Origin of the sequence: Paenibacillus oryzae, from assembly GCF_001675045.1 — a bacterium.
Taxonomy (GTDB): domain Bacteria; phylum Bacillota; class Bacilli; order Paenibacillales; family Paenibacillaceae; genus Pristimantibacillus; species Pristimantibacillus oryzae.
This window is the reverse complement of record NZ_LYPA01000069.1, coordinates 1-23459: the sequence shown is the minus strand read 5'-3', so window position 1 is coordinate 23459 and position 23459 is coordinate 1. Positions and strand designations below refer to the sequence as shown.

At 45.6% G+C, this 23459-nt stretch carries 26 protein-coding genes and 1 pseudogene; 9 read left to right on the top strand and 18 right to left on the bottom strand.

All coding sequences use genetic code 11. The annotated features are described in order from the left end of the window. The first annotated feature begins 64 nt into the window (after positions 1 to 64). Complete coding sequence (locus A7K91_RS19160) at positions 65 to 1360, top strand: DUF418 domain-containing protein (RefSeq protein WP_245697671.1); 1296 nt, start codon at positions 65 to 67, stop codon at positions 1358 to 1360. Between the two features lie 58 nt (positions 1361 to 1418). Here A7K91_RS19160 and A7K91_RS19155 read toward each other — a convergent pair whose 3' ends face one another. Further along, positions 1419 to 2588, bottom strand: coding sequence for a benzoate/H(+) symporter BenE family transporter (locus A7K91_RS19155; protein ID WP_082967591.1), 1170 nt, complete (start codon positions 2586 to 2588; stop codon positions 1419 to 1421). 67 nt (positions 2589 to 2655) lie between these two features. Further along, the gene (locus tag A7K91_RS19150; protein ID WP_068685728.1) at positions 2656 to 3381 is read right to left on the bottom strand and encodes a metallophosphoesterase; all 726 of its coding nucleotides are present in this window, start codon (positions 3379 to 3381) and stop codon (positions 2656 to 2658) included. A gap of 232 nt (positions 3382 to 3613) precedes the next feature. Between A7K91_RS19150 and A7K91_RS19145 the strand changes: the two genes are divergently transcribed. After that, on the top strand, positions 3614 to 5014 hold the full coding sequence (locus A7K91_RS19145; RefSeq protein WP_082967590.1) for a PepSY-associated TM helix domain-containing protein: 1401 nt from the start codon (positions 3614 to 3616) through the stop codon (positions 5012 to 5014). Positions 5015 to 5035: 21 nt separating this feature from the next. Next, entirely contained in the window at positions 5036 to 5542 is a 507-nt protein-coding gene (locus tag A7K91_RS19140; RefSeq protein ID WP_068685726.1) for a FixH family protein, read from the top strand. A gap of 89 nt (positions 5543 to 5631) precedes the next feature. On the opposite strand, the gene A7K91_RS19135 is transcribed toward A7K91_RS19140, so the two are convergent. The 4 genes from A7K91_RS19135 to A7K91_RS19120 all read right to left on the bottom strand — a co-directional run bounded on the left by A7K91_RS19135 (position 5632) and on the right by A7K91_RS19120 (position 7668). Then, a complete protein-coding gene (locus A7K91_RS19135) occupies positions 5632 to 6216 on the bottom strand; it encodes a P-loop nucleotide/nucleoside kinase family protein (RefSeq protein WP_068685771.1) in 585 nt (194 codons plus the stop codon). A 147-nt stretch (positions 6217 to 6363) separates the two neighbouring features. Further along, the gene (locus A7K91_RS19130) at positions 6364 to 6639 is read right to left on the bottom strand and encodes a HesB/YadR/YfhF family protein (protein ID WP_068685724.1); all 276 of its coding nucleotides are present in this window, start codon (positions 6637 to 6639) and stop codon (positions 6364 to 6366) included. 14 nt (positions 6640 to 6653) lie between these two features. Next, a complete protein-coding gene (locus A7K91_RS19125) occupies positions 6654 to 7007 on the bottom strand; it encodes a HesB/IscA family protein (protein WP_068685722.1) in 354 nt (117 codons plus the stop codon). A 10-nt stretch (positions 7008 to 7017) separates the two neighbouring features. Further along, positions 7018 to 7668: a helix-turn-helix transcriptional regulator gene (locus tag A7K91_RS19120; protein ID WP_245697669.1), complete on the bottom strand. Its 651-nt coding sequence runs from the start codon at positions 7666 to 7668 to the stop codon at positions 7018 to 7020. A 166-nt stretch (positions 7669 to 7834) separates the two neighbouring features. Between A7K91_RS19120 and A7K91_RS19115 the strand changes: the two genes are divergently transcribed. After that, positions 7835 to 8452 carry a superoxide dismutase gene (locus tag A7K91_RS19115; protein ID WP_068685718.1) on the top strand — a complete coding sequence of 206 codons (618 nt, stop codon included), beginning with the start codon at positions 7835 to 7837 and terminating at the stop codon, positions 8450 to 8452. Between the two features lie 268 nt (positions 8453 to 8720). Here A7K91_RS19115 and A7K91_RS19110 read toward each other — a convergent pair whose 3' ends face one another. After that, a complete protein-coding gene (locus A7K91_RS19110; protein WP_245697667.1) occupies positions 8721 to 9050 on the bottom strand; it encodes a winged helix-turn-helix transcriptional regulator in 330 nt (109 codons plus the stop codon). 122 nt (positions 9051 to 9172) lie between these two features. Between A7K91_RS19110 and A7K91_RS19105 the strand changes: the two genes are divergently transcribed. Next, positions 9173 to 10096 carry a DsbA family protein gene (locus A7K91_RS19105; RefSeq protein WP_068685716.1) on the top strand — a complete coding sequence of 308 codons (924 nt, stop codon included), beginning with the start codon at positions 9173 to 9175 and terminating at the stop codon, positions 10094 to 10096. 15 nt (positions 10097 to 10111) lie between these two features. Here the strand turns inward: A7K91_RS19105 and A7K91_RS19100 are convergent, their stop codons facing one another. The 7 genes from A7K91_RS19100 to A7K91_RS19065 all read right to left on the bottom strand — a co-directional run bounded on the left by A7K91_RS19100 (position 10112) and on the right by A7K91_RS19065 (position 16278). Beyond that, positions 10112 to 10801: an AIM24 family protein gene (locus A7K91_RS19100; RefSeq protein ID WP_068685707.1), complete on the bottom strand. Its 690-nt coding sequence runs from the start codon at positions 10799 to 10801 to the stop codon at positions 10112 to 10114. Between the two features lie 3 nt (positions 10802 to 10804). Further along, entirely contained in the window at positions 10805 to 11296 is a 492-nt protein-coding gene (locus tag A7K91_RS19095; RefSeq protein ID WP_068685705.1) for a hypothetical protein, read from the bottom strand. Between the two features lie 970 nt (positions 11297 to 12266). Beyond that, positions 12267 to 12974 carry a GNAT family N-acetyltransferase gene (locus tag A7K91_RS19085; RefSeq protein ID WP_068685702.1) on the bottom strand — a complete coding sequence of 236 codons (708 nt, stop codon included), beginning with the start codon at positions 12972 to 12974 and terminating at the stop codon, positions 12267 to 12269. Between the two features lie 515 nt (positions 12975 to 13489). After that, entirely contained in the window at positions 13490 to 14260 is a 771-nt protein-coding gene (locus tag A7K91_RS19080) for a prolipoprotein diacylglyceryl transferase (protein ID WP_068685700.1), read from the bottom strand. A gap of 50 nt (positions 14261 to 14310) precedes the next feature. Continuing rightward, positions 14311 to 15069, bottom strand: a complete 759-nt coding sequence (locus tag A7K91_RS19075; protein WP_245697665.1) for a M56 family metallopeptidase — start codon at positions 15067 to 15069, stop codon at positions 14311 to 14313. A gap of 35 nt (positions 15070 to 15104) precedes the next feature. Then, positions 15105 to 15536: a BlaI/MecI/CopY family transcriptional regulator gene (locus A7K91_RS19070; protein ID WP_068685696.1), complete on the bottom strand. Its 432-nt coding sequence runs from the start codon at positions 15534 to 15536 to the stop codon at positions 15105 to 15107. A gap of 49 nt (positions 15537 to 15585) precedes the next feature. Next, on the bottom strand, positions 15586 to 16278 hold the full coding sequence (locus tag A7K91_RS19065) for a GNAT family N-acetyltransferase (protein WP_068685694.1): 693 nt from the start codon (positions 16276 to 16278) through the stop codon (positions 15586 to 15588). Between the two features lie 137 nt (positions 16279 to 16415). Here A7K91_RS19065 and A7K91_RS19060 point away from each other — a divergent pair, with 137 nt between their 5' ends. Next, positions 16416 to 16976 (top strand): TetR/AcrR family transcriptional regulator, encoded by a 561-nt coding sequence (locus tag A7K91_RS19060; RefSeq protein WP_068685692.1) that lies wholly within the window; start codon positions 16416 to 16418, stop codon positions 16974 to 16976. Positions 16977 to 17154: 178 nt separating this feature from the next. Then, a complete protein-coding gene (locus A7K91_RS19055; RefSeq protein WP_068685690.1) occupies positions 17155 to 17538 on the top strand; it encodes a hypothetical protein in 384 nt (127 codons plus the stop codon). A 107-nt stretch (positions 17539 to 17645) separates the two neighbouring features. On the opposite strand, the pseudogene A7K91_RS26180 reads toward A7K91_RS19055, so the two are convergent. After that, a pseudogene (locus A7K91_RS26180) lies at positions 17646 to 17753 on the bottom strand (RNA polymerase subunit sigma-70); the annotation flags it as partial. 154 nt (positions 17754 to 17907) lie between these two features. Between A7K91_RS26180 and A7K91_RS19050 the strand changes: the two are divergent. Then, on the top strand, positions 17908 to 18225 hold the full coding sequence (locus A7K91_RS19050) for a hypothetical protein (protein ID WP_068685688.1): 318 nt from the start codon (positions 17908 to 17910) through the stop codon (positions 18223 to 18225). A 223-nt stretch (positions 18226 to 18448) separates the two neighbouring features. Here the strand turns inward: A7K91_RS19050 and sigK are convergent, their stop codons facing one another. The 3 genes from sigK to A7K91_RS19030 form a co-directional block, all read right to left on the bottom strand. Next, positions 18449 to 18985 carry an RNA polymerase sporulation sigma factor SigK gene (gene sigK, locus A7K91_RS19045; RefSeq protein WP_082967586.1) on the bottom strand — a complete coding sequence of 179 codons (537 nt, stop codon included), beginning with the start codon at positions 18983 to 18985 and terminating at the stop codon, positions 18449 to 18451. Next, positions 18939 to 20582, bottom strand: coding sequence for a recombinase family protein (locus A7K91_RS19040; protein ID WP_068685687.1), 1644 nt, complete (start codon positions 20580 to 20582; stop codon positions 18939 to 18941). The genes sigK and A7K91_RS19040 overlap by 47 nt, the downstream gene beginning before the upstream one ends. A 481-nt stretch (positions 20583 to 21063) precedes the next feature. After that, entirely contained in the window at positions 21064 to 21618 is a 555-nt protein-coding gene (locus tag A7K91_RS19030; RefSeq protein WP_068685683.1) for a hypothetical protein, read from the bottom strand. 458 nt (positions 21619 to 22076) lie between these two features. Here A7K91_RS19030 and A7K91_RS19020 point away from each other — a divergent pair, with 458 nt between their 5' ends. After that, positions 22077 to 23384, top strand: coding sequence for a tyrosine-type recombinase/integrase (locus tag A7K91_RS19020; protein WP_245697672.1), 1308 nt, complete (start codon positions 22077 to 22079; stop codon positions 23382 to 23384). The last annotated feature ends 75 nt before the right edge of the window (positions 23385 to 23459 follow it).

Below are 23459 nucleotides of genomic sequence, written 5' to 3'. Positions count from 1 at the left end.
CGAGAGTTTAAGAACGGGGGATAAACTGATAAGTGCAGTCCAACAGGAAAGGGAGTTAATCAGCATGATGAATGAAATGAAGACAACAGGGGCAGTTGCAGCTAACGGCGGCGGCGGCCTGCTGACAGACAACGAAGCAAAATCCGGCAGCCGGGTAACGCTTGTGGATGCCATACGGGGATTTTGCCTATTCGGCATTCTGCAGGCCAATATGCTTATTTTTCAATATGGCTTGATTGGAACGGAATTTTTCGCTTTATTTCAAGCCACGGCGCTGGATCAAAAGGCATACAACTGGCTGGAGGTGCTGGTTGCGGGCAGCTTTTTGCCGATCTTTATGTTTTTATACGGGTACAGTCTGGTCAAGCTGAGAAACGGCTTATTGGCAAAAGGCCGCAAACCATGGCGGTCTCTGGTTCGCCGCTTTGTCCTGCTGCTTATGATCGGCGGGCTGCATTCCTATTTCTTTTGGGATGGAGACATTTTGTTCCTCTATGGATTAATCAGTTTTGGTTTGCTTCTGTTTATTCGCTGCAAGCCGCGAACTCTGTTTATTTGGGCCACAAGCATGATGCTGCTTCTGGGAGGACTCGACCTGTTAGGAAATCTGATTGAAAGCCCTGATGACCAGCCAAAAGAGGACCGATTAAAGCAGGAGGAATACGTAAAACGCTCTATTCCTGTATTTCAAACGGGGAGCTACAACGAAATTGTGCAATTCCGGGATAAGGAAGATCCTCTGGATATGGATGATTTCGAATTGGCAGCCGTTGCTATACTCTCGCCTGTCATGCTGCTTCCGATGTTTCTGTTCGGCATGGCCGCAGCCGGTACGGCCCTGTTCAGACACCCGCAAAGGGAGCGTCGAAAATACCTTCTTTGGGGCCTTGTTTTTGGTTCTATAGGCGGCGCTTTGAAGTTTTTTTCGGTGTTCAGCATCTTTGGCGTCAAATTGGCAGGCAGTTCTATAATTGGCGGGCCAATGCTGGCGATGGGGTATTTGTTTCTTGCCGCCTTGCTTCTTTCCAGCCTTCGTCCTGCTTCCATTGTATTGCGAGCCTTCCAAGCCGTAGGCAAGCTGTCGATGAGCAATTATTTGATGCAGACCTTCATTTGCACAACCTTGTTTTACGGCTACGGCTTTGGGTGGTTCGGCAAGCTTGGCGTGGTGCCCGGAATTTTGCTGGGACTGCTAATATATGCCTTACTTGCAGCTGCTTCAGACTTGTGGCTGCGCAAGCTTCCTTTTGCCGGTCCCTTCGAATACATTCTGCGGGCTGGCACCTACTGGTCCATCAGCGGCAAAATGAAGCCAAAAGAAATTGTAAAGCAAGAAACGCCTCCAAATCTGCTTTTTTGAGTGCATTCGCCTTGACCGAAACGATGTCATGTGCCAGCAAATGATGTCGTATCAGTCGCTACTTGTCAGCCTCTGCAGAAGGTACTTTTATTATCTTCAAAGCCTTTACCAAGATGATGCCAGCAAGCAGCGCCCACACTGGCGTCGCCACTCCAAGCAATTGGACGTGAAATGCGGCTACGGCAAAGGTTGCAATGGCAGGTATGCGCAAGCTGCGATCGGCAACGATCGTTTTCACCCCGGCCAGAAACAACCCCAGCAGCGAATAACCTGTCATCATCGCTACAAAATCACGCGGCAACGCTTGAATGTAATCAATAACCCGCCATGACATGATGCCAAAAGCAATGACGAACAAGCTGGACATGATAGCCGCCTTATATCGGGACGCTTTTGGTCCAGCTTCCTCGCTGCTGCATAAGGCACTCATCAAGCCTCCTACATTTGCCGTACTTCCGCCGAACATACCGGCGGCCAGACTCGCGATACCGGATGCCGTTAACGCTTTGTTGACAGGAGGATGAAACCCGTTGCCTTTGAGCGCGGCCAAAGCTACAGCCAGGTCATTGCTCAAAATCAATACAGACATAGGAATTGCAAGGCCAATAAACCCTTCCCATGTGAATTGGGGGGTTATGAGCATCGGAGGAATAAATGCCGCATGGGGAACGGCTGGAAACGTATAATCAAAACCGAGCCCGACCAAACCAAGCAGAATGGCCCATAGGATCGGAGGCAGTCTTTTTAAAAACCGGGAGACGAGAAAATAGCCAATCCCTGCAAAAGCTCCAGCATAGGGGAGTTGAATAGAAGCAGGCAAAATGCCATATATGTAGGACAATAGAAGCCCAGCCAATAAAGCGTCAATTAGCGATTTTGGCAAAAAAAACAGTAACTTTGAAAATATCCCCGTCAATCCGAAGAATAATATAATGACGCCGGACATAACAAAAGCTCCCGCAAGCTGCGGAAACGAAAATCCGGCAGCAGCCGTGCTCAAAAAAGCAGCTGCAGTAATGGAATGCGCTCCGGCAAACGGTATTTTGTACATCAAGGTTAACAATAAGTTTAATAATCCGCCGATGACATAAACGGATGTGAACCAGGTAACAAGCTCCTTCGTTGACAACCCGGCTGCAGCGGCTGCTTGAACGATCATGATGGCTCCGCCCGAGCAAGCCAGCAAGGCTGACAAAAACCCCGTCATGATCATCTTTCCATTTAACATTCCTCTTCATCCTCTGATCTTGAATTATCTCGATACTGCAAAGTCATACTGATAGCTTATCAGAAGACTATCCGTCCATACTCCCTATGCTTGCATAAGTATATTCAAGCTCATCGCTAATGATCAGCGCATTGAGCTGGCAGCCGTATTTAATGCCGCCGTCAACGCCAATCATCTGCTTGCCAAACCATGGATGGAATTCCTTGGTTTTGTGCAGCCTCGCGGTGACTTCATGTCCAAAAACTATTTTTTTGGAAAGAGGCAATATTCCGTCGTAGGAATAAAACTCCCCCCTGATCCAGCGAAAATCTTTGGTGGATGTTTGACGCCAATGCGGAAAACGAGGATTAATGCCAGCGTGAACGTAAATATGATGCTCATCCTCAAGAAAATATTTTAAATTGCGAAGAAATTGAACCTCTGCCCCGTGCTTTTGCTTAATGTAGCTTCGCGCCTTGACATTATCAGACTCCACCTCGTACCAGGGACAAAAGGAACGAATCGTTTGAAACCCGCCATTCCGAATCGTTGTATATGGCGAAAACAGATAATCTCTATCGTCCAGCCAATTCAAAAACATATCTTCGTGGTTTCCGCCGATTGCCCTTACACCGCTCAGATTAACGAGCGACCTTATATGTTGAACGACCTTAAGCGAAGATGGCCCGTTGTCCACAAAGTCGCCTAGCAGAATCAGCTTGTCCAGAATAGGATTGTACTGTATTTGATTGAGCAATGCCAGAAACGTCTGATAGTAGCCATGAATATCCGATATTACAATGGTTCTTCTCATGCTGCAAAATGACCCCCGATCAGCTCCGCCAATTGTCCCTCCTTAGAAACAATCGTTTTGGCGTTTAGATATCCACTATCATATCTGAATCGCCATCATTTTTATAGACCCAATCAGCTGACTTTCCTGAAGCTGTTTGGCCTAGTAACCCCAAAGAGCTATAGAATAAAAAACAGCCCTTGCTTTATAATTACCGTCGTAGAGATGGCAGTCCTATTCCAAGGAGGTCCCGATGAATCTTTCTTCTCCCTCAGTATTAGAAGTACAGCAAAAAAGCAAGGCCAAACTAACAGCCTCGCTGTATCAAGCGATTTGGCGGTGGCATTTTTACGCCGGCATCATTTTTGCTCCATTCCTCATTATTTTGGCCTTCAGCGGTTCCGTCTACCTGTTCAAGCCGCAAATCGAGGGCTACCTGTATAAGGATATGTTTAACGTCCAGGAAATCGGCAGCACCACTATGACCGCTGACGACATTATTGCCAAAACAGAGCGCGCATACCCCGGCACTGCCATTACCTCCGTTGAATTCACTAACGATCCTGCAAAAACCATTAAGCTGACGGGATCTCTAGACGGCATCACGAGGCTGATGTACGCCGATCCTTATACTGGAAAGCTGTCAGGCATGATGGACAGTGATAAAACATTCTCGGCCTTTTTCAAAAAAATGCATAGCGAGCTTGTCATCGGCGGCACCTGGGCCAATCGGCTGGTAGAGCTGGCAGCGTGCTGGGCTATAATTCTGGTTGTAACCGGATTATATCTCTGGTGGCCACGCAATCGATTTCAACTGTGGGGAACGATATTACCCCGTTTAAGAAAGCCGGGGAGCCGTCAGTTTTGGCGGGATTTACATGCTGTTCCAGCCTTCTGGCTTTCGTTGCTAATTGTCATTCTTATCGCAACCGGCTTGCCATGGTCAGGCGTTGTCGGCAGCCAGATCAATCGGCTTGCTAATTCAACAAACTCCAATTATCCTCCTTATGCGTTAAGCTTTGCGGCTAAGCCCGAATCGGTAACCGTTGCCAAGGATATTGCACAGGATATCCCTTGGGCTTCCGAAAACCTTCCGGTTCCTGCATCTGTTGCCGGAGGCTACATCAAGCTTGAGGTTGAGGATATTAAACAAATAGCGGACAAGCAGGCAATCGCTGCTCCCTATACAATTTCAATGCCACGCGGAGAACAAGGGGTCTACACTATCGCCACCTCTCATTCGCGGCCTGGAAATAACGCTACGCTGCATGTGGATCAATATAGCGGTGCAGTATTGACGGATGTGCGATTTGCCCAATATGGCCTGATGGCCAAAGGCATTACGATGGGTATTGCTCTGCATGAAGGCAGACTGTTTGGCGTTCCCAATCAGATACTTGGCTTGATTACAGCGCTGGGTGTTATTCTGATGGCCCTCAGCTCCTATTTCATGTGGCGCAAACGCAAGCCGGACGGCAAGCTGGGGGCGCCTGCAAAAGCCAAAACCAAAGGAACTGCAATTGGCGTGCTTCTCATTATGCTTGTATTCGGAGCATTAATGCCGCTGGTTGGTTTGTCTATCATCTCTATTGTTTTGCTTGACTGGCTTGTCATTCGCCGCATTAAACCACTTAAAGCATGGTTCGCGGTTTGATCAACAAAGGAGGAACGGACGATGGCTTTCATATATAGAGTGCGCGCTTTATTATACACGGTGATGGCATTAGCCTTTGCAGCTATACTGCTGAGCGCATGCACGGCTCAAATCGGGAATGTTGATGACAAGGGACTGCAGCCTCATTTGACTGTAGATTTGTTAATACCGGAAAAGCTGAAGGTGAATGAAACAAATCCCTTTCGCGTTGAGGTTAAGCAAGGAGGAGAACCCGTTGAAGCGGAGGAGGTCACCTTCGAGCTATGGCCTGAAGGAAAACCCGATCACACAGTCTCGATACAAGGAACCCGAATAGGCGATGGGCTCTATGGTTTCGACTATTCCATCCCTGAAAATGGACTTTATATATTGAAAAGCCGAGTCATCTCCGGAAAGCTGGAAGTATTCCCGGCAAAGCGTTTTGCCATCGGGGAGGAAGCTGTGTTGCAACTGGCGAGCCTGGAGCAACACATCGACCAGGAAAACCCAAGCCCCTCTCATTCCGCGGACGGTCATCATCATCATTAATCAGCAGTGGCTGTCCGAAAAACCCAGGAATGTTGATTTCACGGCATTCCTGGGCTCCTGATCCTGCGTCTATCCTTCCGATATTAGCATTAATGCTGAATAAACCCCTCAATATCCAACAGCTTGTCCTCAGTTAACTCTCCATCATTATCGAAATAAAAAATAGATGAAGCCGGGAGGGGCCATTTTACCGTGCGCCGAACAAGGGATTGGCTAAATTGAGCCCAGTTCTCCAGCTTCCACGCATCAAGCGCCGAACCTCTTTGCCGGACACGCTCCCGGTAAAGCTCCTCATTCGGCAAGCTCACGAAAATCACCTTAACCTCCACTTTTTGCATGGCGGCGCCTATAGCGGAAAGCTCATTTTTCAGCCAAAGAGGCTCCTCTGTTTCTTTTGTAAAAGGGCCAATGACGTAGGCGTCTGTACCAAGCTCTACATTTTCCAAAGCGGCATCCATTGTAATGCGGTAGCCCACATCACGGCATTGCGACTTGTAGACCGCGGAATCCCGGTCATTTGGATCAAGACCAAGCGAGGTCATGATGGCCTCGGCTGCAGGTCTGGCAAACGTGTCCATATCAAACAATGCGGCGCGGCTCCTTCTGGCAAGCGCCTTTGCAAGCGTCGTTTTGCCCGCCCCCGCGCCTCCGAGGAAAAAAACAAGTTTGCTCATGACATCCATCAACTCCTCCTTTTATACCATTTTGCAATAAATTAAATGATCCGTCCATTCGTCGTTTTCATAAATAAAGCCTTTGCGAATACATTCCAACGAAACAGAAAAAGGCGCCGGTACTTCCCCCGGCAGCCTTCATCCTTATTATAGTTTGAAAAAGATGCCTTCCTGGCCGCTATCAATGCTAAGCCGAGCATCCCTTATAATCCATTCATCGCTTTTTTCGACGAAAAAACGATAACCGCCGATTGTTTTAACGATTGCAGGATCAATCGGTTCAACGCTGACGTTGAGGCCAACCGAAAACGCATCGCTCCCGCCGCCGGAATATTTGGCATAGATTCGAACATATTGGCCTTCCTTCAGTCCCCATTCATGCTGGAAATTGCGGATGGCTTCGTCGGTTACATGAAATGTCATGATGATCTGCTCCCTTAGCACTTTTTGGCGGTTCCGCGGTATGTCGCTGTACGGAAGCTTGCGCCGCAGCCGCAGCTTGCCTTGACATTGGGATTGTCCATCGTGAATCCCCCTGTCATTCCTTGCGCTTTATAGTCGATTTCCAGTCCTTCCAGAAACTCCATGCTTTTGGCATCCACTCTCAGCCTGAAGCCTTGCTTCTCAAAAACCAAATCATCCTCGTGCTGCTCGTCGTCAAATTTCAAATCGTAGGATAAGCCGCTGCAGCCTCCATCCACGACGCCTACGCGAAGAAACAGGGATTCATTTTGCTGTGCATCAAGCATTTCTTTAATTTGCGCGGACGCAAAATCGCTTATTTCTATCATACAAAACACCTCATTTCTGTTTCTCAAGCTGTTTCTTGGAGCGTATCCGGTATACGCACTTATTCCCGTCGGAGGCCAGACATTCCGTGCGCTCGACGGTCGCATCCAGCACGGATTCAAATAAACGGAGCTCACAGGTGCAAGCATGCTTATAGGTGCTCGCCACCTGGTAGATGGGACAATTGTATTCAGTCAATGCAAAGACGTCGTCGCTTTCCTTTTCCCAGGTTGCCATATATCCGTTATTCGTTTGAACATCAGCCAAAGCTGCCACTTTCCCCTCGAGGTCCTTGCCCTTCAATTGCTCCTGAAGACGCTTGTGCAGTGACTTTTGCCTGAGATCAAACAAATGATTGACGACATCCACGCCCGACTCGCCTTCAAGCTCGGACAACAGCTCCAAGGCAACCGTATGATACTTCTTCGGAAAAAAATCCTCCGCCTTTTCGGTCAGCCGATAAACAGCCATAGGCCGTCCCATAGGCTGCCTCACCGTTGTATATTGAATTAACCCTTCATTTTCCAGCACGGAAAGATGTCTGCGGACAGCCATGCCCGTAATACCCAAATGATCGGTAATTTCCTTTGCGCTCATCTCGCTATTCGTTTTAAGCATTTGCATTATTTTCTCGCGTGTAGACAGATCAAGGTTGTCCTTCACCTTCAAGCTCACCTCCGGTCCTAACCTGCGTCGGTCTAGGTAGTATAGTATAGATTCAGGACTTTGTATAGATATTAAATATATTATACATTTATATTGACTAAGTAGCAAAATTGATCTACAATCCAAAGTGTAGACAACAATAACCAGCTTTGGAGGAATTGACATGACTCATAAATTACCGGATTTGCCTTATTCCCATGACGCATTGGAGCCGCATATCGACAAGGAAACGATGACGATTCATCACGGGAGACATCATAATACTTACATTACAAACCTGAACGCGGCGCTTGAAAAATATCCCCATCTCCTCGACTTGCCGGTCGAGCAGCTTATAAGCGACCTGGAGAGCTTGCCCGAGGAGATAAAAACGGCTGTTCGAAATAATGGCGGCGGTCACGCCAACCATTCGTTTTTCTGGACGCAGCTAAGTCCTCAAGGCGGAGGCGAGCCGGTTGGCGCTTTGAAGGAAGCCATCGCCAATGAATTGAACGGCTTTGCCGATTTTAAGGAGCAATTCACAAAAGCGGCCACGACCCGCTTCGGAAGCGGCTGGGCATGGCTGGCGCTTGACGGGCAAGGCAAGCTAACCGTATTAAGCACGGCTAATCAGGATAGCCCGCTTATGGAAGGCAAAACGCCGATTATCGGGCTGGATGTTTGGGAGCATGCCTATTACTTGAACTACCAAAACAAACGCCCGGATTATATAGCCGCATTCTGGAATATTGTAAACTGGAACGTTGCTAACGAGCGTTACCTGGCTGCAAAAAAGGGATAAGTCCTAATTCCTGCTATATTGTAGGGGCTGTCCGAAAAGTCTGTTACGGTGAATAATGATTCAGCAAAACCGGTACCTACCGGAAAAGGGTATCTTGGAAGCTCAAACCTATTTGTCCGCTTTATCCTGATCCAATTTTTGAGTGGATAAAAGCGGACAAAAAAACTCGCCCTCAAGACACCCTTTCCCGTCCGGTCCTCTCTGCTGAATCATTATTCGTTCCATTTGACTTTTCGGGCAGCCCCTTTTTGTTTTCTATTGACGTCGGTCATCGCGTCACTATATTTTTTTGGCCCCATGCCACCATGGATTCAATCAACGGAACAAGCTCCTTGCCAGATTGCGTCAGCGAATATTCGACGCGTGGCGGCACCTCATTGTATTGCTCCCGATGGACAATGCCGTAATCGATAAGCTCCTTGAGACAATTGGTTAACGCCGTTCCTGTGATGCCGGTTAATCTTCTTTTTAACTCATTGTAGCGAATACACTCATTTTCACTGAGTATGGCCAGAATGGGCAAATTCCATTTTCCTCCAATCACTTGAAACGCATAAGTTGCGGGACATAATTGATCCATTGTAAAGTCGTATTTCACTGCGGATTCCTCCATTAGTATACTTTTATATACTTAGTATTAATTTTTATCATACTTGTTGAAATAAGACTACTTGTTATAATTGTACCATAAACAAGACATTGAAAGTCGAGGTGCAACCAATGAGTGATTCAAACCATAATATGATGTGTGATCTTGAAACCGGCATGTGCGGCCCCGCAGATGAAGAGCAGGTTCAGGCTATCGATTTAAACCAGCTTGCCAAAAAATTTACGTTATATTACGTTACCGATCCGATCTGCTCCCATTGCTGGGCGCTTGAGCCTGTACTGAATCGTTTTTTGCGCCAGTATGGACATTATTTTAACTTGAAGGTTGTGATGGGCGGACTGCTGCCAAGCTGGCACGGCTTTGCGGATAATTCGAACGGCATTCAAAAGCCGGCGGACGTCGCTCATCATTGGAAGGAGGTTGGACTGCATTCCCGGATGCCGATTGACGGGTCTCTGTGGATCTCTGATCCTATTCTTTCCTCCTATCCGCCTTCTCGCGTGTTTAAGGTCATTGCGCTAAGGCATCCCGGCAAAGAAATTGAATTTCTGCGCCGTGCCAGAGAAGCTGTTTTTGTTTTTAATCAAAATATTGGAGAAGATTCCGTCCTTGAAGCTATTGTTAATGGAATCGGTCTGGATGGTGCAAGGATTATTGAAGAGGCGGGGCAGGAGTCTGCTCAAGCGCTATTGGATGGCGATTTTGAACTGGCGGCGAGTCTTGGCGTAAGAGGCTTCCCAACCCTTGTTTTAGTCAACGAAGAAAACAAAGGCGTAAAAATTAGCGGGGCCAGGCCGCTAGAAGCCTATATTAGCGCGCTCCAGCAATTATCGGCGGCTGCCCTTGAACCCAGACCTGTACCGGCTTTGTCTCAGCTCATACAAGAGGAGCCGCTTTTATTCGCAAGGGAGATCGAAGAAATGTATGATATCGAAAGCCATCAGGTCGAGGCTTTTGCGGAGAATGAACTAGCCCAGGATACGTACAGCCTTCAAACTATTTTGGACGAATTGGTTTTAGCAGCCAAAAAGTAGCATGAAGTGCCTAGCCTATTTAATATACACGCTGCCGAATGGAAGCACCTCGCGCAGCAATCGTTTGAAAAAGCCGTCATTTTGTAGAGGATGCTCCAATTCCTTCCCATGCAGCCCAGTCTGAATTAGGACTGGGCCATCCCCGCTTATTTTCCACTGGACGTTCATGCTCTGACTCGATAATTGATTGCCGTACACAGCAAGTTGAATGCTCGCGTTTGCGGGATAAGCGACAAGCGAGCTGCTATTTACATAAAGCGGCTGCTCCTTGTCCAGCTGGAGCACTGCAATATCGCCGCTGGTAATAATACCGAGCTCGCCGGGACCAGTGAAGCGCATTCGTATCAATTCACGGGTGATCCACACATTTTTAATTTTTTGAATAACGTTTTTAAGCTGCATACCATCAGTGAAGTAGAGGACGTGACGGTAATCAAACAGCAAATCGCTGTCCGGTCCAATGGCTACCGTCGCCAGTGAGCAGCCTGGCGGCAAGCCAATTATAAATTCAGAGGGGCCGCTCAGCAGGGCGCGCAGCCACTTTTTTTTACGATAGACGCCCGCCAAATTCATAAAATGATCCTGCCGCTGCTCCGGGGAGCCTTGATAAGCGATAATGGCTCCCGGATGAAGCACATGGAGCTTGTCCGCTTCATCGAGAGTCACCTTTACATGCCCGATAGCCGCAGGGAAGGTTGCTTCCATTCATTACACTCCTCTGCTAACCTGCTTTTGCTTGCGCCAAACAAGGAAGCGCCATACACGTAAGGAAAGAAAATAGGCGGTAATTAAGCTTATACAGATAAGTGCCGTATGAAAAAGCTTTTGAGTAAAGCTTGCTTGCTTTTGTTTTGCTAACTCCATTTCTTGAATAAGGGACTTGTTTTGTTCCATTAGCTGCTCATTGGCTTTTCGGAACTGCTCGTTCTGCTGAATAAGCTCCTCTTGCTTTGCAGCGTATTGCTCCGCTTGCTTCGCTGCAATTTGCTCTGCTTGCAGTAACGATTCAGCGAGGTGCTTCTTCTGTTCATCAAGCTGCTGCCTGGCATCCATATACTGCTGCTCCAGCGCGTCAATTTTGGCAGGGGCAGAGAAAATCCCTTTAATGTTGCTCCACATTCCTGCTTCGGCAACCTGATGCGGAACTAACAAAAAAACTATGAATAAAACGATCAAAAAAAGGAATACTGCTTTGCGCAACGGTAATCCCTCCTTGTCTAAAGCTATCACATTGGTGAAGCTGCTTTTGCCAATCTGACAAGCTCGCAGATGAGCAGGCTCATTGGACAAATTCAATTAAAAAATGACTCTTTACGACATCATACAATTATTTAGAAAAGTATACTATAGTATAATACGTCATTTAATAGGGAATGGTAGCGATAGAATACAAAATTATTAAAAAAATGAGTGAGCAAAAAACCCCGAGAGCCTTTTTATTAAGGGATGCCAGGGTTTTTGTTTTTTTGTAGACACTCATCCATATACATCTGTTTAATTGGCTTCTCAATTCTATTGAATCAATGTTAGGCAGCCCCTGCGGTGCTTGATGAACGGAACAAAAAATTCCGCATAGTATACAAAAAAGCCAGCATCGCAAGCGCTGGCTCCAGCATTCTCAGGCATACAAATTGATAAAAATGGAGTGAAAAAACATGTCGTTCCTGCCACCCTTTGGACCGCCCTTTGGTCCCCCTTTTGGACCTCCTCCCGGGCATAGCCCTGGTCCGGGTCCGGCTCCCGGGCCTCCTGGACAACCGATGGCGCCAACATCTCCGCCGCCGGCATTTGTGCCCCAGCAGCAGTCGGCCACCCTACTGACCGTAGATCCCGGAAGCATTAGACGCTGTATGTTCCGCTTCACGTACATCTGGATGCATAATGGCAGCCAATTCTGGTTTTTCCCCGTCTTTCTAGGGCCAAATTCGATTGCCGGCTTTAGATGGAACGGCTTCTCCTGGATGTACACCGGATTTGACCTGCGGTCGATTCAATCGTTTACCTGCACCTGAAACCTATATAAGTTCAACTTTTAGTTGGATTTATACAAGTAATCGCCCGTGCCGGGCGCACCTACAAAAAGCAAACACCGAGAATGCGTAATCATCCCGGTGTTTGCTTTTTTAAGTTGTGGAGCAAGAAGAGCGCTTATTGAACAGCTTCCTGCAATTTAACTCTTACTTTTATGATCTAAAGACCGTCGCTGATTGCCCGCTTCATCAAAGTTATCTTCCGCTAACCAAGCTTCAAAACGCGCCTTGATCTCCGGCCATTCCGTATCCAATATCGAAAACCATGCCGTATCGCGGCTCCTGTCTTTATAAATGACTGCGTTTCGGAAGGTCCCTTCATAGGTAAAGCCTAATCGCAAGGCCGCATTCCTGGAGGGCTGATTTAAAGAATCGCATTTCCACTCGTAGCGGCGATATTCCAACTCCTCAAACACATATTTCGCCAATAGGTATTGCGCTTCCGTTGCTATCCGTGTTCGCTTCAATTGATTGGAATAGACGACCCAGCCTACCTCGATGCTGCGGTTGACCGGATCAATTCTCATTAAAGCAAAGGTTCCTACAGCCTCATTGGTTTGCTTGTTTATAATTGTCAAATAATACGGATCCGCAGAAGCTTCCCTTTTTATTAATAATTCCTTTACCTCGGACTTGCTTTGTACAGGCTCCATCGACAAATAGGTCCAGTTTTCCAGCGGGCTATCCGGTCCATAAACCTTATAAAGATCGTCCAGATGTTTTTCGGCGTTCAATTTTTCCAGAAAGCAATACGCTCCTGAAAGCTTCTTGATATCCGGCAGCTGTCCATGCTGTGCTGCATTTGGTACTGGATCACCGATGGGCTGATTAAATTGGTTATAGCGCATTGTACAACCTCCCGACTGCTTTTCATCCTGATATATCGGCTCAAACCAGAAATCAGTGCTTGACTTGGGCCGAGGTGAAACGCTACGGTACAGAGGGTTCTTCCGATCGCTGTTAAAGCCCGATTCCTTTTATTTTTATGAGGACTATGGTGGGAATCGGTCTTTAAAGGCGAACACTGACGTTTCTCCAGAATCCCTCTGCCCCTCCGCTAAGCTCTGTTTTCTGTCAAGCTCTGANACAGAGGGTTCTTCCGATCGCTGTTAAAGCCCGATTCCTTTTATTTTTATGAGGACTATGGTGGGAATCGGTCTTTAAAGGCGAACACTGACGTTTCTCCAGAATCCCTCTGCCCCTCCGCTAAGCTCTGTTTTCTGTCAAGCTCTGATTATTAGATTGAGCCGATATATCTATACAATATACAATAAAACAGCCTCCTTGATAAGCGCCGGTTTTTTCTTTTGCCGATTTTGCCTTTTGTAATGAAGCCGCCATGTTCCGCTTCCAGCAAGTCTTCTTAACGTCTATATTCACTCCGGGGCATCTTCATTTTAAGCATAAATACAAAACAAGTTATTAAAACCACGCCTATCGCAATCCACTGCGAAGTAGCAAAAGGGCCAAATTCCCCCCGAATAAGATCGCCTCTGAAAAATTCGATGCCAAATCGTCCCAAGCTGTAACTAACAAGATATAATCCCGCGATTACGCCATGCGACGGCCGCTTTTTTCTAGCCACATAAAGAAGTACAAAAAACAGGAAAAAACTAAATGCGCTTTCCATAAGCTGCGTAGGTACAAGCTTGACATCATTTGGAGCCAACTCCGAATGGTGAAACATAATGCCAAACCAGCTATGCGTCTCTTCCCCATAGCAGCAGCCTGCAAAAAAACAACCGATTCTTCCGAAGCCTTGAGCCAGCGCCAGCGACGGAACAAACAAATCCAGATATTTGAGAAAGTTGAGATTTGACTTCTGACAATAAGCATACCCCGCTGCAATCCCGCCTATGATGCCTCCATAAACGACAAACCCTTGAGAAACGTTCAAAAGAATGCTTGGATCATTAGCGATATTTTTGAATTGAGTAATCCAATACAATAGCTTGGCCCCAGCAAAACCACCCGCTAATCCCAAAAAAAGAAGATTGTGGATATGTGATTGCTCAACATTCGCTTTGATCCCTCGATACAAAACGACCCTATAAGCGACAAAAATACCTAGCGCAATCATAAATCCATAGCCGTAAATCGTTATCGGGCCGATAGAAAACCATTCATTGTACACCTGATCATCTCCCTACAATATGTAGTATGATTATAAAAAAAGAAAAGGGATTAGGAATCCCCTCCAATAAGAATCAACAGCAGCATGGAGCAAGTTCTCAAAAATGGCTTTAGCAGCGTTAACGGCACCACTACTGTTCGCTCTGGCTCAAGAACCTGCATCAAGCGATACTGCAAGGTTGAATTTGCAAAATAAACAGCCGTGCCGCACGGTGTGAAGCTTTTATGTTTGGCCAGCTTTAACAAGACGTTGCCCAAATAAAGCTCTGTACCCATTTGTTGAATCGCGTAACGGTCTGCAAACAGCTCTTTCCATGTTTCATAATAACGAATGATTGGTTTAACGATTGGCAAATATCCGAAAGCATCAGCCAGCAGGATCGAAAAAAAATGTTTGCGTCCATCTTGTTTGAGACAATGATATCGTTCATGTAACAAAATTGCTTTTATTTCCTTTTCGCTGAAACAGCTTAATACCATTGTGGAAATAACGATTTTGGGGCGGAGTAATCCAATCGTGAGCGCAACAAATGCATCGTCCTGCACAACAATGATTTCCGTATCCCAATTCCGGTATTTGTATTGCAATTGCTTAGTTAATTTTACGTGCATGTGATTTTGAAAATGATTGAACCATTTCCGCGATAAATGCAATTGTTGAATCACTCGCCAAAGGAACTTGACCAACATATATCCAGCTAAGACTACTATTGCATAGCTAAAAACGGACTGCTGCAGTGTTTCAGCGTGTAAATGTGAAGTAACAATTACTCCCATTTGTACAATGGCGATTAGAATAATTACCATCATTAGCCCATAGGAGCCCCTAAGCTTCATAATAGGACTCATTGTTTTTTCCTGCTTTTTAGATCGTTTAGCTTGCGCTCCAGCTTCTCTATGACATCCGCATCAACTTCATCAAGCGCATCAATCATATGGCTGACAACGAGACTTCCGTATTCATGAATAAGGCCTTGCGATACCTGCTTTGTTTGTTCGGACAAAAATTGCTCTTTGGATAAAATCGGACTAAACCTGGCAGCCCTCGCCCGCCCGCTTCCTGTCATAACCTTTGCCAAATGCCCCTTGTCCAGCAGGCGGTTCATAATCGTCATTACCGTATTAATCGATATGGGGTTCTCCTGATTCAGAATCGACTGTACTTCCTTAATACTCCGCCCGTCTGAACTCCAGAGAATATCCATAATCCGCGACTCCAGCGGCCCAAAAAAACGGTTTAGTCCTTCACCGTCCATATTCATTTTTTTGATTTGCATCGTTTTTTCACCACCATACTACATATAGTAGTGTGATGGCCGCTGCATGTCAACAGGATTTGCTTGCACGGGACAAAAATTCATCACCATCTGTTCTCTTCGGAGTATCCAGCCCACTGGCGCCAATGACCTGCTGGAAGCTAAAATTCGGCATGAGACTACCCTCCGATCCGATGCTGAATTCGTCAAAAACCTCAAAGCCGTTTTTGCAATAAAACTTCCTGTTCAGCTCGGTATGGGTAACGAGCGTAATCCGGCCTCCCCCGTTTGACCTGATAAATGGGAAAATAAATTCATGAAACAGCGAGCTCCCGAGTTTTTTGCCTTGATGTCCCTTTGCAACGGCAAAGGAATCCACGTACCAGCTTTCATTCCCGTAACGGCTGCACGCCGTCTTCATTTTATCCAGCGTATTCAAAATAAAATTAATCCTCTTAAGGCCAATCCGGGCTGCCAGCGCCAACCCCCCGTTAAATAAATATTGAAAAAATCCGGGACCTGCTTCACCCCTTTTTTTAAGCAAAACGGCCGAAACAATGACTCCGTCCAATGTTCCGACAAAACAGGAGTTTTGCTGAAAATAGGACTTTGTATTCGTATAATTAAGTTGATACAATTGGTTTTTATAGTCTTTTCCTGACGTCAGGATATACGAAAATAAAGGATATTCCATAAAGGAATCGGTAAACAATGCCGCGATCTCGCGCAATTCATTTTTTTTAGCCAATCGGTACATGCTCATAATGATTTCCCCCTCTTTTATAAAAAAACAGTTTTTTCTATTGTATTGGCGGAATCGGCAAGGCAATATAGTGAATGTTCTGCTATTTGTTCATTAATGAACAAATGAAACCATATTGTTTAGGAGGAAGGACCTACATGGGAGACAGGCGGTCCATTAGAACCAAAGCAGCAATCAAGCAGGCTTTTCTGAGCTTGCTGAGTGACAAAATGATTTCCAAAATAACCATATCCGAAATTACGAAGCTTGCGGATATCGGCAGAGGCACCTTTTATTTGCATTTTGAAGACATCTACGATTTATATAGAGAAATTGAAAACGAAATGTTTGATCAGTTCAACCGGTTTTACGATGAGTCGTTTCCCATTCGGGACCGGCATGACATTATTCTTTTTATAAACAAATTGACGGACTATATTTACCGGAATAAAGCATTATTTCGCATGCTGACTAATCCGGAAGACGGATTGTTAACCCCGGAAAAAATCAAGCAATTTTTTAAGCAAAAAATATTGCAGGAACGGCTGCAAGAGGTTAAATCTCCCAATAAGCCAACACCGATGGAAGAAACGGAAAGTCTATTTATCGCATCAGGCGTTTTTGGAGTCCTGGAGGAATGGGTTGTGCGCGGCATGGAGGAAGAGCCGGCTGGCATGTCTATGCGCATCCAGCAATTGCTGCTCAAGCTGGAAGAGTAAATGCATGACCACCGGATGGCGGCAGATAGAAAAATATAAGCCCCTCGGAGGTTCTCATGAGGCTAGTCATTAATGAAAGCGAATACAAAAATAGGTGAAACCAGGCAAAATCTATACTTTAACAGGTATTCCAACTCTACCTTTTATGTTAATTTATAGAAAAAGGAGGTGTTAATTGATGAAGAAAAAACTAAGCTTAATACTGGTAATGGTACTTCTTAGCTTGACCGTGTTGCCTGTAGCAGCATTCGCCGGAGGACGAGCAGTTGATGTTGGCCTATCCGCTTCGCAAAGCGGCTCCACGGTGACCCTCAATGTCCTGGCGCGCGATGAGTTCGGTCAGCCTGCCAATAACGCCCCCCTTTACGCCAAGATGAGAGTTGGCATTGAAATCAACAACAATTGGCAAACGCATTATGTTGACATGACGCTGGTATCTTCCAATCCTTCTACTGGCTTGTACGTCTACCAGGCGACACGCCCAACCGGTTACACGGTAGGAACGGTAGAGGTCTGGTTCGGCGACTTGCATCTTGGCATGAACGTCTGGCTTACACCTTAAACACCGTCTAGTTATTTCCATACCGAGCACATAACGTAAAATCCCCGAAGCCCCATTAATTCAATGGATTTCGGGGATTTATCTTATCCGTTTAACTAACAGGGATCAAGAACTTTAATCAGCGTAATTTCGTTCCCCTCTTTGTCCGTGCCAATGAGGTGATGAAGCGAAACGTCCTTGCGCGTTTTTTTCATGCTGCGCAGATACATAAGTATTATCAGATTCATAAGGCGGTGTATCTTACTGACTAAACCGATCTGTTGTCGGAATACGAAATCTGACGAAATTAACTTTATTTCGGGAAAATACTACCCAAAATTTGTCGAATCCGCTATAATAATAGTAGATTGTACATAGGAGGGGTTAATTTTGTCTGGGTCTAGAGTTATGAAATGGGTGTCAGGATCTCTTGAAATCCTGCTAGCAATACCTATTTTTGGAGCGGCAATCGTATTAGGTACTTGGTATTTTGCCTTGGTGGCAATGCTGATTCTCCACATTATTACGCTTGTGCTGTCCAAACAGAATAATGAGCCGATCTACGGATCTGTGCTGGGAATCGTAACTTCCCTGGTTGCATGGATTCCATTCGTAGGATGGATCATGCACTTGCTTGCCGGCATCTTCCTTATGGTGTCAGCTGCTAAGAAGAGCAGACCACCACATCCACAGCAACTGAATATGTAGCGGTGGAGAAACCGCATCTTTCTGAATAGAAAGATGCGGCTTTTTTGTATATACGCTGCACTATATTGGCTATATCTCGGATCACGTTTCGTGAATCCCTCTCAGCTGGTTTCTTTGATAACTCTATTTTGGAAAACTATCACAATAACTGATCAACTTTTCTAATGTAATAATAAAAATGCAAATAGCCGGCTTTCGCCGGCTATTAATGCGCCCAATCACATTATCTTTTTGCCTTATAAAACTCATGATAAAGCTTCATGAGAGCCCGCTTCTCAATCCGCGATACATAGCTCCGTGAAATCCCCAACTCCTTCGCAATCTCCCGCTGCGTCCTTTCATCTCCACCGTGTACCAAACCGAATCTTCCTATTACAACTTCCTTTTCTCGGTCGTCCAATATGTCTAGATTCTTGTAAATCTTGCTTTTTTCGATCTTGAGCTGCACCTTATCCGCCACATCGTCGGACTCCGTTCCGAGGATATCGATCAAGGTGATCTCGTTCCCCTCTTTGTCCGTACCGATCGGATCGTGCAGCGAAACGTCCTTGCGCGTTTTTTTCAAGCTGCGAAGATGCATAAGTATTTCGTTTTCGATACAACGAGCGGCGAATGTAGCGAGCTTTGTGCCTTTGCCCGTTTGAAAGCTTTCGATTGCCTTGATCAGGCCAATCGTGCCGATGGAGATCAAATCCTCCAGGTCTTCGCCGGTATTATCGAATTTTTTGACGTTGTGAACACGAAACGACGTCACTTTCATGCTGAACAAACGAATGGCGTTTCAACTCGTCAAGTGCCCCGACTGCTGTAATCTGTACTTCGTTCCCGTCATAGCGAATAATCACTTCATCCACCAAGGTCTCCACGATGTGCCGCTTCTCCTCTAAGGTGAGCTCGTCACCAGCGCTCTCAATGAAGCTTCGGACAGCTTGGGATACTTCTACAATCCGGTTGGCCGATATTTCCTTCTCCGCTTGGTCGCTCAGCTGCCGCTCGTACCCTGCAAGCTCTTGCTCCAACGACTTAATTCCAGCATTGATCTTATGCATTTCGGAGAGCATCTCCTGCTCATCAATGACCTCGCGCTTGAACATAATTTTGATTTTTCCCTTCTCCTTTTCCTTCTGCTCCAGTTGACGTTTGATATGGTCCGCAGCGGATTGAAGCTCCAGGTTGATTTCATTGGCTTTGCTTAGCAGCCGCTTCATGTAATCATCCGGATTAGACAGTGTCTCCAGGATCAGCTTCCAGACATAATGGTCCAGCATATCGGCTCGTAACGTTTGAGTGGGGCACTTCTCAACCCCTTCACCGTACTTCTTGGGAAACAGATTCGGACATCTGTAGCAGGTGTAACGGATCTTTTCTCCCGTAGCCTTATTTACGCGCCCCGTATAAGTTGTAGCTTGCCACATTCTTCCGCAATGGCCGCAGCGAATCATCGATTTTAACAAATATTCATACTTAACATTTCCTGAGCGTTTCATGTTTTTCTCTTTCTGCACCTGGGCTAATTCGAACAGATGCGGGTCGATGATACTTGGCACGCTAACCTCGATCCAGTCCTTCTCCTCACGAAAAGCATACGTTTTTTTCGGTGTACCGTTCTTGGTTTTCTCGCCGCGAATCTTCCGGGTTTCTCTCCGATTGTAATAAAACTTGCCAATGTATACCTCTGAAGTTAGGACCCTTCGAATAGAACTGGCGCTCCAGTTCCGGCTTTCACCCCGTTTGGGCACCGCCCCTAGGGAATAGAGGCGCTCCCCGATTTCACGAAGCGTATAATTGTCATAAACATACCAGTGGTACATTTTACGGACAAATTCGGCTTCCTGCTTATTTATGATCAATGTATTATCCTGAAGGTTATATCCGTAGGGAGCTACACGCATGGGCATGATCTTCTTATCCTTCTCCACCGCTTTAAGCCTACCGCGCACTGTCCGCTTCTTGATTAAAGACAACTCGTACTGCGCTATGGAACTCATCAGGTTGAAAAAAAGCTGTCCCTCCGGCGTATTTCTGTATTCTGTGTCTACGAACACCAGCTCGATATCGCTCCGCTCCAGCTCTCGGCAAAGAATTAATTTATCTGTTAAGTCCCGGGTCAACCGGTCGGGATGAGTTACAATCAAGCGACGGACCAGACCTTGCGCCACATCCTGCCTGAATTCATTCATCGCAGGCCTATCGATATCTTCTCCCGTGAATCCTTCCTCGCGATACACCTTGATCATGGATTCGGGAATTTCCAAGTCCTTCGCTTTCCGCATACATATTTCAACTTGCGCATCAAGGCTTGTGCCCTCTGAGGCTTGCATACCTGTAGAAACACGGGAATAGATGGCTGTATACATGGAGGTTTGCTCCTCTCCTTTCTTACATTATTACTTTCCAGTATGGACAAAGAGAGAAACAAAAAAACCGGCTTATTCAGTCGGCTTTAGGATCAAACGCTTTAGGATGTAATCGATAACGGCATTTTTAGCTTCTGCAGCGGATAAGGTGTTTGAGATTTGTGCTGTATCACTGCATAAAGTATGAGGCACATATACGATTTTGATTGTCGGCATTCGCTCCATACTTTTCACCTCAATACACCTTATTCCGTCGGCGGTTTGTCTTATAACAAGCGGATAGAGTTTTGGATATAATTGAATTCTGCTTCCATGATCCGGTCAATAGCTGAATCTTCTTCAGCACCTATGAATGTCCAGTACCGGTACCCAGGCACGACGGATTGGGTAATGAAACCAGTCCATTTGAAGGGCGTCGATTTTAACCCGGACATGAGTTGGTCCAGACTCAATAAGTCAGCTTGATACAGGTCAACGACGATCACATCCGCCCGTGATTCCAAACGGAGATAGCATTCTTGATCCGTGCTGCCTGGATGGCATATCCATTCACTTTTCTATTTCGGCCTTCAGCCATTCTCAATAACGGGATTATGTCTTCCATACAAGTTAAAGCTATTCCGCTAAAGTCATAATTTTTGAAGTTCCACCGCTCCACAACAGACCCATCCTTATAAACCCAATCAAAAGGAACTCGATGGATGATGCCGAACTGGGCTAGCAGCTCGTTGCTAAATCTTCTTCTATAATTTACTGGATGATATAGGTCAGAAATCGTTGAAGAAGATTCCGAAAAAACTCCCAGTAAGAGTGTTCTTAGCTCCACTGTCCCTAAACCAAAAGCCTGAATCAAGGCTTTTCGACGATTAGGCATGGAGAGCTTCCGCAGCAGAATTCCAAAAATTACAGGGTCTGTAGCTGCCAGTTGCTTGACCTCATACCAGTCTCGATCATGCCTGCTGATATAAGTGATTTCATCTATTTCATCACGGAGGAATTTATAAAGCCATTGTTGAAGATCATCCTTCTTCTTCAACCTAGGCTCTACCCTCCATCATCTTAGTCCCGATCTAGGCATCCATCATCATCTCTCCATAATTGGAGCAGATTCTTGTTTCTTTCGACCGAAATCCTCGCATAACCCGAAAATCCAACGTATTTTTGCTCCAAATGTGGAGCAACCGGGACAGAAGTTAAAGCAAATGATACCTTTACATCAATAATGAGGGTCACCGGCCCCCACCTCCTTTCTAAGCAAAAAACGGTCGAAAAAACAGAATCTGAGGGAGAGATGCAGATGGATAGCGATCAGGATATTAAAGCGGCTATGGATATATTCCGATCAGATCATTGGAAGCACGAAGCGAAAACTAGTTCGTGGAAGGTGCTTCTTATGCGAACTCTACTTCGCAAGATTGTTTAGAATTCACCCCAACTGGCAATCACGATATTAAGAGCTTAAGTTGGAAGAAGGTACTGTTGTTCTTGAATACTATGTATGCATTTCGTTGGCCTGAAGGGAATAAGTCAATTGTTTCTTTAGGCTCACATGGATTAAATGAATGGCTTTACAAAACTCAAGTTCAAAATCGAATTTTTGCACCTACAGTACTTGATTACCTGAATAAGAAAAAGTCTCTAAAATCAACAAGCTATTTTTCATTAATTCAATACGCACTAGAGCTCATTGATTTTTATAAAACCCGCTACGAGCTTGATGCTCGATTCATTCAAGACAAAGAATTGGCAAATAAAGATGCACTAATTAATTTCATTGAGCATTCTTCCTGCGATCTCATTCAACGCAACATGCTTCTAGCAATAGGTCGAAAATTAATATCTATTGAGTTTGACTTCAAAAAACCAATAAACGATTCTTCTACAGAAAAAAGGATGCAAGATATAAACCATCCCGCTATTACTACGCATATTAAAGAGTTACTTCGTTCAGGAGTTAAGGAAAAGACCGTTAACAGTAAATATAAAATGAGTTACTCCCTATTTTTAAACTGGTTGAATAAAACGTACGTTCAATTTCAGAATACCTCTTGCAACGAATTGCCATTGTCTATACTTACTGAAGAGCATCTACTCGAATTCAAGCAATATTTACTCCGATTAGAAAAGAAAGGGGTTTATATCAAGCAAACGGTTAGCAATTGTTTTTACGATATCCGATTCCTACTAGCCAATCTCTATAAGATGGGCTGGCTTGCGAAAGACATTACATTGGATGTTACAGGAATCCCATATGAAAGATACTATTATCACGAGTTACCGACAGATGATGAACTCCGTCGTTTTTTCCATACTATTCAAGTTTATTCTGATCACCCCATATTGGAACTAGCAGCCTTTGGGTTGATGCTTTGTCTTGGTTTGCGGATTCACGAGGTTGCAAACATTCGCTATAAGGATGTCAACATAGAGAATAGAACCCTCTCTGTCTTCGGGAAAAACGAGAAATCGGCCATTCTGCCCTTACCTGACCCGCTTCTAAAATACTTTCAACAGCTTATTGCCAACAAAGGCCAGGATATCCACGTGTTTGGAGACAACAATCAATCTACTATTCGTAGCTTGAGGGCTTTATACAAGCTCTATTCCTTTGTTGCTGGTTGGAACTACCCGGGAGGTCCCCATTTACTTCGGCATACATTCATTAGCAGAATATCGGAACATTCGGATTGCCCGCCACAGTTATTGATGTATCTAGCAAGACATGACCGTCCAGAAAATACTGCTCAATACGTTCACCGAAACCACAAGCAATTACAAATTGCCATTAACAAAATTAAATAGCCTCTCGGAATTAGAGCCGGGCTAAAGGGGTGGAAGTGGGGGCGACGAATCTGTGGAGCTGGAAATCCTGGAATA

Bases quoted from the DNA above. Each gene is read 5' to 3' on its own strand.
- A7K91_RS19160 (WP_245697671.1), top strand. From the start codon at position 65: ATGATGAATGAAATGAAGACAACAGGGGCAGTTGCAGCTAACGGCGGC.
- A7K91_RS19155 (WP_082967591.1), bottom strand. From the start codon at position 2,588: ATGTTAAATGGAAAGATGATCATGACGGGGTTTTTGTCAGCCTTGCTG.
- A7K91_RS19150 (WP_068685728.1), bottom strand. From the start codon at position 3,381: ATGAGAAGAACCATTGTAATATCGGATATTCATGGCTACTATCAGACG.
- A7K91_RS19145 (WP_082967590.1), top strand. From the start codon at position 3,614: ATGAATCTTTCTTCTCCCTCAGTATTAGAAGTACAGCAAAAAAGCAAG.
- A7K91_RS19140 (WP_068685726.1), top strand. From the start codon at position 5,036: ATGGCTTTCATATATAGAGTGCGCGCTTTATTATACACGGTGATGGCA.
- A7K91_RS19135 (WP_068685771.1), bottom strand. From the start codon at position 6,216: ATGAGCAAACTTGTTTTTTTCCTCGGAGGCGCGGGGGCGGGCAAAACG.
- A7K91_RS19130 (WP_068685724.1), bottom strand. From the start codon at position 6,639: ATGACATTTCATGTAACCGACGAAGCCATCCGCAATTTCCAGCATGAA.
- A7K91_RS19125 (WP_068685722.1), bottom strand. From the start codon at position 7,007: ATGATAGAAATAAGCGATTTTGCGTCCGCGCAAATTAAAGAAATGCTT.
- A7K91_RS19115 (WP_068685718.1), top strand. From the start codon at position 7,835: ATGACTCATAAATTACCGGATTTGCCTTATTCCCATGACGCATTGGAG.
- A7K91_RS19105 (WP_068685716.1), top strand. From the start codon at position 9,173: ATGAGTGATTCAAACCATAATATGATGTGTGATCTTGAAACCGGCATG.
- A7K91_RS19100 (WP_068685707.1), bottom strand. From the start codon at position 10,801: ATGGAAGCAACCTTCCCTGCGGCTATCGGGCATGTAAAGGTGACTCTC.
- A7K91_RS19085 (WP_068685702.1), bottom strand. From the start codon at position 12,974: ATGCGCTATAACCAATTTAATCAGCCCATCGGTGATCCAGTACCAAAT.
- A7K91_RS19075 (WP_245697665.1), bottom strand. From the start codon at position 15,069: ATGATGGTAATTATTCTAATCGCCATTGTACAAATGGGAGTAATTGTT.
- A7K91_RS19070 (WP_068685696.1), bottom strand. From the start codon at position 15,536: ATGCAAATCAAAAAAATGAATATGGACGGTGAAGGACTAAACCGTTTT.
- A7K91_RS19065 (WP_068685694.1), bottom strand. From the start codon at position 16,278: ATGAGCATGTACCGATTGGCTAAAAAAAATGAATTGCGCGAGATCGCG.
- A7K91_RS19060 (WP_068685692.1), top strand. From the start codon at position 16,416: ATGGGAGACAGGCGGTCCATTAGAACCAAAGCAGCAATCAAGCAGGCT.
- A7K91_RS19055 (WP_068685690.1), top strand. From the start codon at position 17,155: ATGAAGAAAAAACTAAGCTTAATACTGGTAATGGTACTTCTTAGCTTG.
- sigK (WP_082967586.1), bottom strand. From the start codon at position 18,985: ATGAAAGTGACGTCGTTTCGTGTTCACAACGTCAAAAAATTCGATAAT.
- A7K91_RS19040 (WP_068685687.1), bottom strand. From the start codon at position 20,582: ATGTATACAGCCATCTATTCCCGTGTTTCTACAGGTATGCAAGCCTCA.
- A7K91_RS19020 (WP_245697672.1), top strand. From the start codon at position 22,077: ATGTATGCATTTCGTTGGCCTGAAGGGAATAAGTCAATTGTTTCTTTA.